General features: G+C 53.1%; 15 protein-coding genes. 13 read left to right on the forward strand and 2 right to left on the reverse strand.

All coding sequences use genetic code 11. The annotated features are described in order from the left end of the window. The first annotated feature begins 46 nt into the window (after positions 1-46). Positions 47-1,132 (forward strand): 2-alkyl-3-oxoalkanoate reductase, encoded by a 1,086-nt coding sequence (gene oleD / locus L1D43_RS06200; protein WP_239851056.1) that lies wholly within the window; start codon positions 47-49, stop codon positions 1,130-1,132. A gap of 102 nt (positions 1,133-1,234) precedes the next feature. Here the strand turns inward: oleD and L1D43_RS06205 are convergent, their stop codons facing one another. Both L1D43_RS06205 and bioA read right to left on the reverse strand, forming a co-directional pair. Then, entirely contained in the window at positions 1,235-1,660 is a 426-nt protein-coding gene (locus tag L1D43_RS06205) for a globin domain-containing protein (protein ID WP_239850348.1), read from the reverse strand. Between the two features lie 177 nt (positions 1,661-1,837). Next, positions 1,838-3,178, reverse strand: a complete 1,341-nt coding sequence (gene bioA, locus L1D43_RS06210; protein WP_239850349.1) for an adenosylmethionine--8-amino-7-oxononanoate transaminase — start codon at positions 3,176-3,178, stop codon at positions 1,838-1,840. 149 nt (positions 3,179-3,327) lie between these two features. Between bioA and bioB the strand changes: the two genes are divergently transcribed. From bioB to L1D43_RS06270, 12 genes are all read left to right on the forward strand, one after another. Beyond that, entirely contained in the window at positions 3,328-4,380 is a 1,053-nt protein-coding gene (gene bioB, locus L1D43_RS06215) for a biotin synthase BioB (RefSeq protein ID WP_041511487.1), read from the forward strand. Between the two features lie 18 nt (positions 4,381-4,398). Next, positions 4,399-5,562, forward strand: a complete 1,164-nt coding sequence (locus L1D43_RS06220) for an 8-amino-7-oxononanoate synthase (RefSeq protein WP_239850350.1) — start codon at positions 4,399-4,401, stop codon at positions 5,560-5,562. A 42-nt stretch (positions 5,563-5,604) separates the two neighbouring features. After that, positions 5,605-6,456 carry a methyltransferase domain-containing protein gene (locus L1D43_RS06225; protein ID WP_239850351.1) on the forward strand — a complete coding sequence of 284 codons (852 nt, stop codon included), beginning with the start codon at positions 5,605-5,607 and terminating at the stop codon, positions 6,454-6,456. Positions 6,457-6,467: 11 nt separating this feature from the next. Then, entirely contained in the window at positions 6,468-7,181 is a 714-nt protein-coding gene (gene bioD / locus L1D43_RS06230) for a dethiobiotin synthase (RefSeq protein WP_239850352.1), read from the forward strand. 317 nt (positions 7,182-7,498) lie between these two features. Continuing rightward, positions 7,499-8,362: a protease HtpX gene (htpX, locus tag L1D43_RS06235; RefSeq protein ID WP_239850353.1), complete on the forward strand. Its 864-nt coding sequence runs from the start codon at positions 7,499-7,501 to the stop codon at positions 8,360-8,362. 337 nt (positions 8,363-8,699) lie between these two features. Continuing rightward, on the forward strand, positions 8,700-9,050 hold the full coding sequence (locus L1D43_RS06240; RefSeq protein ID WP_041511609.1) for a cytochrome c3 family protein: 351 nt from the start codon (positions 8,700-8,702) through the stop codon (positions 9,048-9,050). A 284-nt stretch (positions 9,051-9,334) separates the two neighbouring features. Continuing rightward, complete coding sequence (locus tag L1D43_RS06245; protein ID WP_239850354.1) at positions 9,335-9,865, forward strand: curlin; 531 nt, start codon at positions 9,335-9,337, stop codon at positions 9,863-9,865. Positions 9,866-10,296: 431 nt separating this feature from the next. Further along, on the forward strand, positions 10,297-10,923 hold the full coding sequence (locus L1D43_RS06250) for a LuxR C-terminal-related transcriptional regulator (protein ID WP_239850355.1): 627 nt from the start codon (positions 10,297-10,299) through the stop codon (positions 10,921-10,923). Further along, positions 10,920-11,387 carry a curli production assembly/transport protein CsgE gene (locus L1D43_RS06255; protein WP_239850356.1) on the forward strand — a complete coding sequence of 156 codons (468 nt, stop codon included), beginning with the start codon at positions 10,920-10,922 and terminating at the stop codon, positions 11,385-11,387. The genes L1D43_RS06250 and L1D43_RS06255 overlap by 4 nt, the downstream gene beginning before the upstream one ends. Positions 11,388-11,402: 15 nt before the next feature. Further along, positions 11,403-11,822 carry a curli assembly protein CsgF gene (locus L1D43_RS06260; RefSeq protein ID WP_239850357.1) on the forward strand — a complete coding sequence of 140 codons (420 nt, stop codon included), beginning with the start codon at positions 11,403-11,405 and terminating at the stop codon, positions 11,820-11,822. 2 nt (positions 11,823-11,824) lie between these two features. After that, a complete protein-coding gene (locus L1D43_RS06265; RefSeq protein ID WP_041511482.1) occupies positions 11,825-12,673 on the forward strand; it encodes a CsgG/HfaB family protein in 849 nt (282 codons plus the stop codon). A gap of 214 nt (positions 12,674-12,887) precedes the next feature. After that, positions 12,888-13,454, forward strand: coding sequence for a hypothetical protein (locus L1D43_RS06270; RefSeq protein ID WP_239850358.1), 567 nt, complete (start codon positions 12,888-12,890; stop codon positions 13,452-13,454). Positions 13,455-13,515: the final 61 nt, after the last annotated feature.

The following is a 13,515-nucleotide window of genomic DNA, read 5'->3' on the forward strand; positions in this document are numbered from 1 at the left end:
GGGCGTGAGCATCACTAAGTTTGCCAATAACAAGGATAACCTCAAGCTGCACCCCGAGGAGGTTGAGGCGCTGGCTCAATTGGCCAGGGTGAGCCGTCACGCCTTTGTGACCGGCGCCGGTGGGTTTCTGGGCAAGGCGATCTGCCAACGTCTTTGCGCTGCCGGTATCAAGGTGACAGGTTTCTCCCGGGGGCATTATCCCGAGCTAGAGGCCATGGGCGTTAACATGGTGAGTGGTGATATCTGCGATCTTGATGCGGTAACCCATGCCATGGCGGGATGCGATCTGGTGTTCCATGTGGCCTCCAAGGCGGGGGTATGGGGCAGCAGGGAAAGCTATTTTGCGCCGAACGTACAGGGCTGCGATAACCTGCTCAAGGCCAGTATCGTCCATGGTGTCGACAGTTTCGTCTATACCAGTACGCCGAGTGTGACCTTCGCCGGCGAAGATGAGTCGGGTATCGATGAGCGTGCGCCCTATGCCAGCCGTTTCCTAAACTATTACGGCGAGTCTAAGGCGATCGCCGAGCAGAGGGTGACGGCAGCCAATGCCACACCACTTGCGAGCGGAAAATCGTCTAGCCGAGACAAGCTCAATACTGTGTCACTCAGGCCACACCTTATCTGGGGGCCGGAAGATCCCCATCTGGTGCCCAGGGTGATCGTCCGCGCCCATACCGGCAAGCTCAAGCTGGTGGGTAAGGCGGATAAACTGGTGGATACCATCTACGTGGGCAACGCCGCCTATGCTCATATTCTGGCGGCCTTGACCCTCAAACTGCGCCCGCAGCAGTGCGCCGGCAAGTGTTACTTCTTGAGTAACGATGAGCCGATCACCATGGCGGCCATGCTCAACAAGATCTTGGCCTGCGCCGATCTTGCACCTGTCGATAAGCGGGTGCCCGCCAGCATCGCGTATCTGGCCGGGGCACTGTTAGAAGGGGTCTATGGTCTGCTGGGTAAGCGGGAAGAACCTATCATGACCCGCTTCGTGGCCAGACAACTCTCGACCAGTCACTATTTCGATATTTCGGCAGCCAAGTCGGATTTAGGTTACCGACCACTGGTGTCTATCGATGAGGGGATGGTTTCTCTGCGTCATTGGCTATCTTCGACTGACAACAGTCACTAGTGTCGCCATTGGGCCTAAGTCTGTTTGGGGCTAAGTCTGCTTGGGCCTGGCTTGTGTCTGGGATTGTGTCTGGTTTTGTGCCAGATCTTGTATCTGTGCTGCTTAAGGGGCTGGCGCCTCTTCCATGGCGGCGATCATTACCTTGGCAATTTCATCGTAATAGCTGGACCAGGCCTGCTCTATGGCCGGATTACACGCATCTCTCAGGCAATCTTGAATCGATAGCATCAGGGCCGAGCGCACCACATCAAACTGCGCCGGTGTGACGCCGTAACCCCTATGTTTTCGCCCCAGCACCACCAGGCGGGGTTTTATCTCCTCGAACTGAAATACCTTGGTTGCTGCGGTGGAGATCAATTCATTGAAGTGATATTCAAATACCGGTCGTTCGCTCTTGAACATGGGGCGGATCAAGGGGGCCATGGCAAACAGGCAATCGTAGAAGATGGCGGCAAAATTACTGCTTTGCCGATCGATCTCCGCATAGGATTTCTGGATTAATCTTTTTTGCTCATCGGTGAGAGGCATGGCATACCCTGTCGGCTCAGATCATCTTTTACACTGCAATTTGCCCCCACTTGAACAAGGACAGTGCAGGCAAATTAACTATAGCCTATGCATGTGCCTAGGCTGTAGTTGAGGGTCATTGACCTAGGCTCACACCTGTGGGTTTACATCTATGGGCTTACATCTTTGGGCTTAGGGCTATCCGTGGCTGATAAAGCTCGAGTTCGTGTCTGAGTCTTCAGTTTTTTGCCCACCCGCAATGGCGGCGACTTCGATCATCGCCTGGGTGAGTCGGCTGAGCTGGGCCGCGCTGATGGTGTAGGGCGGCATGATGTAGATGTAGTTTGAGAAGGGACGAACCCATACGCCGCGATCCACAAACGCCTGTTGTAGCGCCGCGGTATTCACGCTTTGCTGCATCTCAATCACACCGACGGCGCCCAAACAGCGCACCGCCTTTACCCCTGCTATTGTATTGGCCGGCGCTAACTCCTGCTTCATCTGCCGTTCGATGGCGGCGACCTGCTCGGGCCATTGGTTTTGATTGATCAGATCCATGCTGGCACTGGCGGCCGCGCAGGCCAGCGGATTACCCATGAAGGTGGGGCCATGCATGAAGACGCCGGAGGGAGAGTCGCTGATCCCCAGGGCCACCTCGTCGCTACATAATGTGGCGGCCAGGGAGATATAGCCGCCAGTGAGCGCCTTACCCAGGCAGAGAATATCGGCCTCTATGTCCGCGTGTTGGTAGGCAAACAGCTTGCCGGTGCGGCCAAAGCCGGTGGCTATTTCATCTAAGATCAACAACACCTTGAAACGATCGCACAGTTCTCGCAACCCTTTCAGGTAGTCGGCGCTGTAGAAATGCATGGCGCCTGCGCCTTGCATGATCGGCTCGATAATTACCGCCGCTATCGTCTGATGATTTGCCTCCAGTAACGCCTCCATCGCCTCGAGATCGCCCTCCCCTAACGCCTCACCGAAAGGAGTCTTGGGCGCCGGGGCAAACAGCTGCTGGGTTACCGCCTCACCAAACATGGTGTGCATGCCGCCTTCGGGATCACACACGCTCATCGCGGCAAAAGTATCGCCATGGTAGCCGTGCTTTACCGTGAGTATCCGTTGTTTATTGGGATTGCTGCGTCCCTGCCAATACTGCAGCGCCATCTTCATCGCCACCTCTACGGCGATCGAGCCTGAATCGGCCAGAAACACCTTGGTAAGATTGTCGCTGGTCATGGCAATCAGTTTCTTGCTGACCGCGACGGCGGCGGGGTGGGTAATACCACCGAACATGACATGGCTGAGGGTGGAGAGCTGCTTCTGCATCGCCTCCAGGATATGGGGGTGGCCGTAACCGTGTACGCAGGCCCACCAGGAGCTGGTGCCATCGATTAAGCGTCTGCCGTCTTCCAGGATCAACTCACAGCCCTCGGCCGCCACCACCCCATAAGCCGGAAGGGCATGGGTCATCGAGGTGTAGGGATGCCAGATATGTTGTCGGTCGAAATGAAAGTCGATCTGTGGACTTACAGACATAGAAACTCCTGATTGATTTTTAACCGGTAGTAAACCAGTTTAACTGGTTGGCGTTGACAGATTAAGGCCTCAGGGTATGCTAAGCAAGATAAATGTCGCCGGAAATCAAGCATTCCGGCTAAAAATAGCAACTTGAAGGTTGGTAATCAATGTCCGAATTAGCCTTACGTCACGATTGGCAACGTGATGAAATTGAAGCGCTTTTTGCGCTACCTATGAATGACCTGCTGTTTAAGGCCCATAGCATTCATCGCCAGCATTTCGACCCAAATGAGGTGCAGATCTCGCGTCTTTTGTCGATCAAGACGGGTGCCTGTCCAGAGGATTGTAAATATTGTCCTCAGAGCGCCCGCTACGATACCGGCCTTGAGAAAGAGCGACTGATCGAGATTGAGAAAGTGCTCACCGAGGCGCGTGCCGCTAAGGCCGCCGGTGCTTCACGCTTCTGCATGGGCGCCGCCTGGCGTAATCCCCATGAGCGCGACATGCCTTATCTGAAAGACATGGTGAGTGAAGTAAAAGCCATGGGCATGGAGACCTGCATGACCCTGGGGATGCTCAGCGAATCTCAGGCTCAGGAGCTGGCAGAAGCCGGACTCGACTATTACAACCATAACCTGGATACCTCGCCGGAATATTATGGCGACATCATTACCACGCGTACCTATCAGGACAGACTCAATACCCTGGATAACGTGCGCGCCGCCGGCATGAAGGTTTGCTCGGGCGGTATCGTCGGCATGGGTGAGCAGGCCAGCGATCGCGCCGGACTGTTACAGCAGCTGGCCAACATGGCCAAGCATCCCGAGTCTGTGCCCATCAACATGTTGGTGAAGGTTGCCGGTACCCCATTTGAAAACTTGGACGATCTCGATCCGCTGGAATTTGTGCGCACCATCGCCGTGGCGCGTATCCTGATGCCGCTATCTCGGGTTCGCCTGTCGGCGGGACGCGAGAAGATGACAGATGAGCTGCAGGCCATGTGTTTCTTTGCCGGCGCGAACTCCATCTTCTATGGCTGTAAGTTGTTGACCACGAGTAACCCGGAAGAAAATGAAGACATGACGCTGTTTAAGCGCCTGGGTCTTCATCCCGAGCAGGGGCAGGCGGGCACGGTGGAAGAGGAAAAGGCGGTATTTGCCAAGGCGCAGGCCGCTAAAGACAAGGCCTCTAAGCCATTCTACGATGCGGCGGCCCTCTAATTTAAGGTGAGTAAGCCCATGACCCGGCCGCTGCAGACGCTAGCGCAGAAAATTGAGCAGAAGATGCAGCGCGCGGCGCAAAGCGGGCTGCTCAGGCGTCGTCAGCAGTTGGCGCAGAGTCCCGATTGCGTCAATCGTCTGGTGCATCAAGGCAGCATCAAGCATAACTTTGCTAGCAATGATTATTTAGGCCTGAGTCAATCGGGTGAGTTGATCGAGGCATTAGCCGAGGGAGCGAAGCGCTATGGCGTAGGCAGCGGCGCCTCGCCCTTGGTGACAGGCTATAGCGAGGCTCACGCCAAACTCGAACAGGCACTGTGTGATGCCACAGGCCATGAGGCCGCCTTGCTCTTTAGTAGCGGTTTTAGCGCCAACAGCGCCCTGATGAAGACGCTGCTGGACAAAGAGAGCGTGGTGGTGGCCGATAAGCTGATCCATGCCTCCTTGATCGACGGCTTGCGAGAGAGCGGCGCGCTGCTCAAGCGATTTGTCCATAACGATATTGCTGGCGCGAAGCGGCTGACAAAAAAGCACCAGCCTCAGGCGATAGTCACCGAGAGCATCTTCAGTATGGATGGCGACCTGGCGCCCATAGATGAGCTTTATGGGGTGGCGAAAGACAATGGCGCCTGGTTAGTTGTCGATGATGCCCACGGTTTCGGTGTCTTGCCACTGGGCGGGCACAAGAGGGTCGATGCCAGTTGCTGCGATATTCAAATTGTCACCTTTGGTAAGGCGCTGGGCTGCCAAGGCGCGGCGATTCTTGGCTCGCGAGCCTGTATCGATTTTCTGGTGGCTCATGCCAGGGACTATATCTATTCCACCGCCTTGTCACCGGCCAGTGCCTATGTGGCGCTAAAGGCCGTTAATTTGGTGACTCGAGACGGTCAGCGCAGAGACAAGCTGGCTCAGGTGATCCTGGCATTTCAACAGGCCGCCAAGGCGAGGGGAATTGAGCTACTTGGCAGCCAGACGCCCATTCAACCATTGGTGGTGGGGGATATCGACAAGCTTGCTAAGATCGATATAGCGTTAAAGGCCGCCGGGTTCTGGGTGGGGGCGATTCGGCCCCCGACTGTGCCGCAAGGCAGTGCCAGGCTGAGGATCACCCTGAACGTGCATCATACCCAGGCCGACATCGACGCTCTGGCCGAGCAGTTGCAGCGAGTCTTGCAGGGCTAAGCCCGCAGAGGCGTATAATTTTTTCAGAGGAAGTCTGATTCTGTGTGTAGTGAATTAGCCAAAGATGTGCCTACGAATATGCCAAGCCAAGTGTCTAAGGCGCCGGATAAAGAGGGGACTAGCGTGGTTAGCCCTGTATCGACGGCCGACGTTGACAAGATAGCGGGGCAGTTCTCTCAGGCGGCCCGGCACTATCAGGAACATGACAAGGTACAGCGCCTCAGCGCGCAGCGGCTCAGGGCAAGCATGTCTCCTGTTGGCCGCCTGTTAGATATCGGTTGTGGTCCAGGTACAGATTTTTCTGCGGCGCGAGGTCTTAATGAGGTGCTGGCGCTGGATATCGCCCCCGGCATGCTATCGCAAATGCGCGCAAGTTTTCCTGGCTACAAGGCGCTGTGCGGCGATGCCCAGGCGTTGCCCCTATCCGATGCCAGCATAGATACCCTCTACTCAAACCTTGCCCTGCAGTGGTGCAGCGATATCAAGACGGCCATAGGTGAGCTTGCTAGGGTGCTTAAGCCCGGCGGTCAATGCCATCTCGCCATCGTCGTCGATGGCAGCCTGGCGGAGCTCGATGCCCTTGGGTTAAGGGTCAATGCCTTCGAGGCCGCCCAGACGGTTCTCTATGGGTTTAGCGATAACCAGTGGCAAATTGAACACCAAACGGTAGAGGCGCTGCGGGTGCATTTCGACGATCTTAAGACGCTGCTTTATTCCATCAAAGGGGTCGGGGCCTCTACGGCGACGGGGGTTAATGACCAGCCATCAGTCAGGCTGCGCGGTCGCCGGGATTGGCAGTCACTGTGTGAGCGCGTCGAGGCAATGCGTCAGCCAGAGGGACTTCCCTTGACCTATCAAATCTTATTTATTCATGCGAGCCGTAAGGCGAGTTAAGGAAAGGGTTCATGCGTTATTTCATCGCCGGCACAGATACCGACAGTGGTAAGACGCTGGTGGCTTCCTCACTCCTCTATCTAGCGAGTAAGCAGGGTAGCACCTTGGGGGTTAAGCCCATCGCTTCGGGTTGCGAGCAGACGTCTGAGGGACTGAGAAACAGCGACGCCCTGGCATTGATGGCTCAGTCCAATGTGAAGCTTGCCTATGAAAGAGTGAACCCCTTTGCTTTTAAGCCTGCCATCGCGCCGCATATCGCCGCCAAGCAGCTAGGCGTGCCCCTTAATGCTGATCTGGTCACGGCTCACCTTAAGACGCTGCCATTTGATCAGGTAGATTTCGCCTTGGTTGAGGGGGCGGGTGGCTGGCGGCTGCCGCTTAACCATGCGCTTCGCGTTCAGGGTAAGCTTAATCCACAGGCCTTTCTTTCCACTGTGGCAATCGATCTGCAGCTGCCGGTGATCTTGGTGGTCGGGGTTAAGCTGGGTTGCCTCAACCACGCACTGCTGACTCAAGAGGCAATTCAGGCCGATGGGGTAAAGATAGCTGGCTGGGTAGCAAACTGCGTCGATCCCGATATGCAGGTGACTGACGAGAACCTCTTGGCGCTTACTGCCTTGATGGACGCCCCATGCCTAGGTGTCATCCCACATCTTACTGAATGTTCTAGCCAAAACGCCGCGCAATACTTAGATCTTACCAAGCTGGCGCCCGGTCAAGGTTAGCCAACGCTAGCTAACATAGTGCCTGTTGAGTGGAGGCTTGATGATTAACAAAGCGCCATTTCTTGGTTGCTGGGGTAATTATTAATAAAGATTAACGGCTTATCCCATCAAAGCCGATAAATTTAAGATTGGCTTAATATAGGGCTTCTAGACTCCACGCCAAGGTCTACACTTTTTGGCGTGGCTGCACATTCAATCGTACCCACCAAAAAAATTTTTACGTTCAACCCTTGAACTCTGACTTATCGGACATATTATGTCGTTAAGAGAGGCTGATGACACATAGGGTGTCTCATACAGGGCTTATAGGAGCTTACATGAAGCGTATTTTCTTATTGATCGCGACAAACATGGCAATCTTGCTGGTCGCTTCAATTGTGATGTCTATTTTAGGGGTTAACACCTCGACCATGGGCGGACTATTGGTCTTTGCCGCCATCTTCGGTTTCGGCGGCGCCTTTATCAGCTTAGCGATCTCTAAGTGGATGGCAAAGAAGACCATGGGCTGTGAAGTAATCACCACACCACGGGACAACATGGAGCGCTGGTTGGTCGATACCGTTGCACGTCAGGCTGAGCAGGCGGGCATCAAGATGCCTGAGGTGGCCATTTATCAGTCACCCGAGCTAAACGCCTTTGCCACGGGCCCGAGTAAAGATAACTCGCTGGTTGCCGTGAGTAGCGGACTGCTCTACGGCATGACCCAGGACGAGATCGAGGGTGTATTGGCCCACGAGGTGAGCCACGTAGCCAACGGTGACATGGTGACCCTGACCCTGATCCAGGGCGTGGTCAATACCTTTGTTATCTTCGCCGCGCGTGTGGTTGCGAGCATTATCGACAACTTCGTTGCCAGCAATGACGAAGAGGGCGAAGGCTTGGGTATGTTTGCCTACATGGCCGTGGTCTTCGTGATGGATATGCTGTTTGGTATCCTGGCCTCAATGATCGTCGCTTACTTCTCACGTGTGCGTGAGTTCAAGGCCGATGCCGGTGGGGCGCAGCTTGCCGGTAAACACAAGATGATTGCGGCGCTGGACAGATTGCGTCAAGGCCCCGAAACCGGTGCCATGCCTGCACAGATGGCCGCCTTCGGTATCAATGGTAAGAAGTCGATGGCCGAGCTGATGATGAGCCATCCACCACTGGAAAAGCGTATCGAAGCATTACGCGCACAGTAATTAAGTTTTAATGACGAAAACGGGAGCCCAGGCTCCCGTTTTTTTTGTCTCATTTTTGCAGTCAGCTTTTGGGGTGAGCAATGGCTGGGAAAAATGTCCATATGCATAGCCTGAGTGTGACGCAGATCATACTTATATGTGAGTATGAGGCTTGTGGCATAGATATTTGATTAAGTGCACATTTTTGGCGAGTGGCTACTGTTAGTATGCCCGCAAGAGAAATTTGCCTATTTGCAAAACCTTAGCTATTTTAAGCTGAGTTGTGCAATCTAGGAACAAGGCAGGATGGGACATAATAACTAACCCCACAACGCCAAACATAAGAGAGGAAATTATCGTGAGCAATAAAATTCTAAGTGCGTTATTCGGTGCTGGTTTAGCGGCGCTTGCATTGTCACCAGCGGCAATGGCAGAGCCACAAGAACTTGCAGAGATGCATGCTGAGATGGAAGGCTGTGAAGCGTGTCACGCAGACGGTGAACCATCAGCCGATGGTGCTCACGAGTTTGAGCAGTGTCAGAGCTGTCACGGTACACTGGCCGAGATGGACAAGGTGCACCAGCCACACGACGGTAACCTGATGTGTGCCGACTGTCACGCACCGCACGATTCTAACGTGGGTGATAAGCCTGCATGTGACAGCTGCCACGACGATGGCCGCACAGCAGATTCAGTGCTGAATAAGTAAGATCCTTGTAAGATAATCGACAAACACCGGCAGCTGCCGGTGTTTTTGTATGTGTCGCTGGCAGAGCCTGTCTGCCTCTTTTCCGTCTATACGAATGCCAACTCGGTAAGATAAAACTCATCATTCCCTCACCAAACATTAGTAGAAAAGTATTACTCCTCTTCATTGAATAGATATTTTGTCTAGCCTGACTTAATACTCTTTGTGGACGTAAGTCCTTTGTCTTAGCTAGATAATCTTGGCAAGAAAAACAGATAGGTGCGCCAAGGAAGGAAACAAATTTGATGCAAGCAGTCTTTAAGGTCAGGCAATTTGCCTGGCGCCGGGCATTCTGCCAGTTGTGCTTGTTAGGGGCGCTTTTTGGCGGCCAGCCTGTATGGGCCGATGATCTCAGTAGCCTAGATGAGTTAGCCCATGGTGATAACGCCAGTATCATGCAGCTTGGGGATGCACTACAGGCCGATATTACGCAGAGCGGCGGCGCTAACCGCGCGCTCATCACGCAATCGGGCGTGGCGAACAGCGCAGGCGTACAACAGCAGGGGATTCACAACCAGGCTTATTTGCTGCAGCAAGGAGAGGCGATAGAAGCCAGCTTGTTGCAGGTGGGGGTGAACAATAGCCTGATAGCCAATCAGCTTGGATCTAGCCTATCTTTGGTGGTGGAGCAGCGAGGCAGTGATAACCAGGCCTACGTGCAACAGAGTGGTTATGACAATGAGGTCAGTATTTATCAAAACGGCTCGGGTCATGGGGTGATAGTGACACAGTGGGGCAATGCACAAAGGGCCAGTGTTACTCAGGGATATCGTTAGGGAAGGTGCGAACAGGTCGTCGTACAGCTCTGGCTTTGATAGCAGCGACAGTTCAAGGCATTCAACTGAGGGCATGCCGAGGCCTGCTGAAGTTGAATAACGCCGAAATGGTGTTGCTAGCCCCGCAGGGCGAGGCTTACAGCGGTATTTGCTGCGTTACAGTTCTTGCGAAGGACTAGGGCCATTCGCTGCAAACTGTGCCTTGCATCTATCCACTTTAAGCACACGCAGAGCAAGCACGGGACTTATTCGCACCTTCCTTAGCAGTAAGGCGGTGAAAGATAGGGTGAAGGGATCTCGCCTAGAACAGATAATCTGGTAGAGCTTGATAAAAATGGCGCAATTAAGATGTTATTTTTAATTCTATAGTTGTTATTATATGTGTCGGTTTAATGGAATACGCTTATAACTAGCGACATGGAGTGAGCAGGATGTTCAAAGTGATAAATTGGGTAGTGGTATCGCGATCGCAGTTGTTGATTGATCTGTTGGAGACGCGTTGGCCCCAGGAGTTTCTGGTTAAACTGGCTAAGGTTACCCCAGAGAGTGTTGAAGTGACCATGAGTGAAGGGAATTACTCTTTGGTTGTTATCGATCTCGCCACCATAGATGTGCAGCGCGCCTATCAGGTGCAAAAGCAGATCGAGAAGCGCCACAGCGCCCGCGTGGTATTCTTACACTATCCGAAACAGATAGACGCAAGATTTCTAATTTCCCCCATTACCGCCGCCGTCTTCTATGGTGATGCATCCTTAGAGCAGATAGGCAAGGCCTTAGCCAATGTGTTGCGTGGCCAGACGGTGATCCCCCATACTTTGCTATCGGCTTCTGCGGATCAGGAGCAGCTGGACGGCGCCGACAACCTGACTATTCGCGAGCGCGAGGTACTGCAGGCCTTGCTGACAGGCAGTACTAACGTGGATATCGCCAATCAGTTGTTTGTCAGCGAGAGCACCATCAAGACACATCTCTATCGGGTGTTTAGAAAAATTGGTGTCTCAAGCCGTGGACAGGCGATTGCCTGGGCACAGACTCATCTGCATGAGGTGCAGCAGTGAAATATGTTGGCCGCTTACTCTTGTTAGCGGCCTTCTCGGGCCCTGTTTATTGTCAGGGGCCTGATGTCGACGAGGGCAGTAAACTGGCCGCGCAGAGTACCAGTGACACGCCGCCCAGGCTGGAGTCTGATCTCATCGATGGCTTGATCCTCAACCGGGCGATGACTCGTGTCGGTCACAGATTTTATCGTGAGTTTGTTGCCGCCTATCGCGATATCGGCGGCATGACTGAGCACGGTGGACTGAGTATTGTCGAGTTGGCTACTGCGCGTAGTGGCAGCAAGATTAGCGTGTTACACAATCGCAAACCTATCTTTGTGACTGTGGTGTCACCGGCGAGTCGGCAGTTGGATAAGCTGGCGGAGCAGGTGGCCAGGCGTGTCGACAGTATATTGAAGCAAAACAAGAAACAGGCTAGCTGGGCTCAGTGGTTGGATCCCGATTTAGCGCCTGATGAATTTTAATAGGGACATTAAACCATGAATCGAGCTAAGTCTCGTCTGTCGATGGCTATTCTATTGACGGTCGCGTTCAGCCTGAGCAGTCAGGCGACACAACTTATCTATACCCCAGTGAACCCCAACTTTGGTGGCAGTTATCTTAACGGCTCCTACTTGCTGGCTAACGCCTCGGCGCAAAACGATCACAAAGGGGGCTCAGGGTATACGCCTCCCAGTGCACTCGAGCGTATGGCGAGTTCACTGGAGTCTCGCCTGATGAGCCAGCTCTTTAATGATGCGGCCAATGGCGGCGAGGGATACCTCAAGACAACTGACTTTGAGATCCAGGTGCTCAACGAAGATGGCATGCTGCTGGTGCATATCACAGACCTATTAACCGGTGAGACCACGGTTATTGAGGTGGGTGGGCTGAGCGATAGTTCGAGTGTAGGTGGCTAACGATGAAACCTTTGTTGATTGCCGCTGGCCTGCTACTACTCTCTGCCTGTTCCACCACCAGTGACCTCGAACAGGTGCAAGCCTCCTCGAGTCTGATGCCGAAGGGCGAGAGTTACTATGATCTCATTAACCTGCCTGCGCCCCAGGGGGTAATGCTTGCCGCCGTGTATGACTTTCGTGATCAGACAGGTCAATATAAGCCCATCCCTTCCAGTAACTTCTCTACCGCCGTGCCCCAGAGTGGCACTGCGTTTCTGGCCCAGGCCTTGAATGATTCTAGCTGGTTTATTCCCGTCGAGCGTGAAGGGTTACAGAATCTGCTCACAGAACGCAAAATCGTCAGGGCAGGCCTAAATGGTGAGGCCAATAAGTTGCCACAGCTTAATTCGGCGCAGATTTTGATGGAAGGCGGTATCGTTGCCTATGACACTAACGTCAGAACCGGCGGCGCCGGCGCCCGCTATTTAGGCATAGGTGCGGCAACCCAGTTTCGTGTCGATACCGTAACGGTTAATCTCAGGGCGGTGGATATTCGCACCGGACGCTTGCTCAGTAGCGTGACGACGACAAAGTCAATCTTGTCGAAAGAGATCACCGCCGGTGTGTTTAAGTTTATCGATGCACAAGAGCTATTGGAGTCTGAGCTTGGCTATACCTCTAACGAGCCGGTGAGTCTGTGTGTGGCATCGGCCATAGAGAGCGCGGTGGTACATATGATCGCCGACGGTATCTGGAAGGGTGCATGGAATTTAGCCGATCAATCCAGTGGGCTAAGCAGTCCCGTGTTACAAAAATATTGGTTGGAAGCCCACTCTGAAGCCAGAGTACGCGCAAAGATCAATCAGGGATGAGACGGGCTGTCGAGATGGTTCATACTTTTGCATTACCATTGCAATGCCGTGTAATACTTTGGTGTTAACGGTCTAAATCGGTAGTAACTATTTTGCTACTTTGGCCCAACATTGCATAACTATATATTTTTATTGTTTTTTGGCTCGTTTCGGTTTCACATTTACCCTCTCTGAGGTAGAATCCGTCAAGTTTTTGACTTGCTGAATAGGTACGATGAAGAAGTTAGCATTGCTGTTAGTGTTAGCGCCACTTTACGCACATGGATTGGCGCCTTTTGGGCTTGATTGGGGAGAGGATGTCAGCCGGTATGGCGAGGTCAAACGCCAGGGAGATGAGCTCAGGGTAGAAACCCATGCTTTACCTAAATCTTTATCTTTAGCCAATGACTATGTGCTCTATGCCGATAAGCAACACGGGCTACTAAAGGTCACCATGACTAGCAAAATCTATGGCTTATATGATGATGATTATAATCAGGATTTTAATTTTATTAAGCAATCTCTGATGGATAGTGGTTATCAAACTACAGAGTTTATCTCTAGTGAGATGAGTTCATATAAATGCGTATTACAGGGAAGCTGCTCGGGTAAGCGCTGGTATGGCTTTGTGGGCGATGGCACTAATGTGGCGCTGGAACAGTTGGCCAAGACGCGCCAAGATGCCTTTATCAAGTTAACCTTCAAGGCGCCTAAGTTGCTGCAGATAGAGGCCGAGCGTGAAAATCTTAAGCAACTTAAACAGCAAGATCAGATGAACAGCGATAGATTAGCATTCGATTAAATAGCACTTAATATTAAATCTTGGCCAGTGTCGCTGCGATGAGTAATAAGGCCCACCTGTT

Origin of the sequence: Shewanella sp. Isolate8, from assembly GCF_022398495.1 — a bacterium.
In the GTDB taxonomy this organism is placed as follows: Bacteria; Pseudomonadota; Gammaproteobacteria; order Enterobacterales; family Shewanellaceae; genus Shewanella; species Shewanella aquimarina.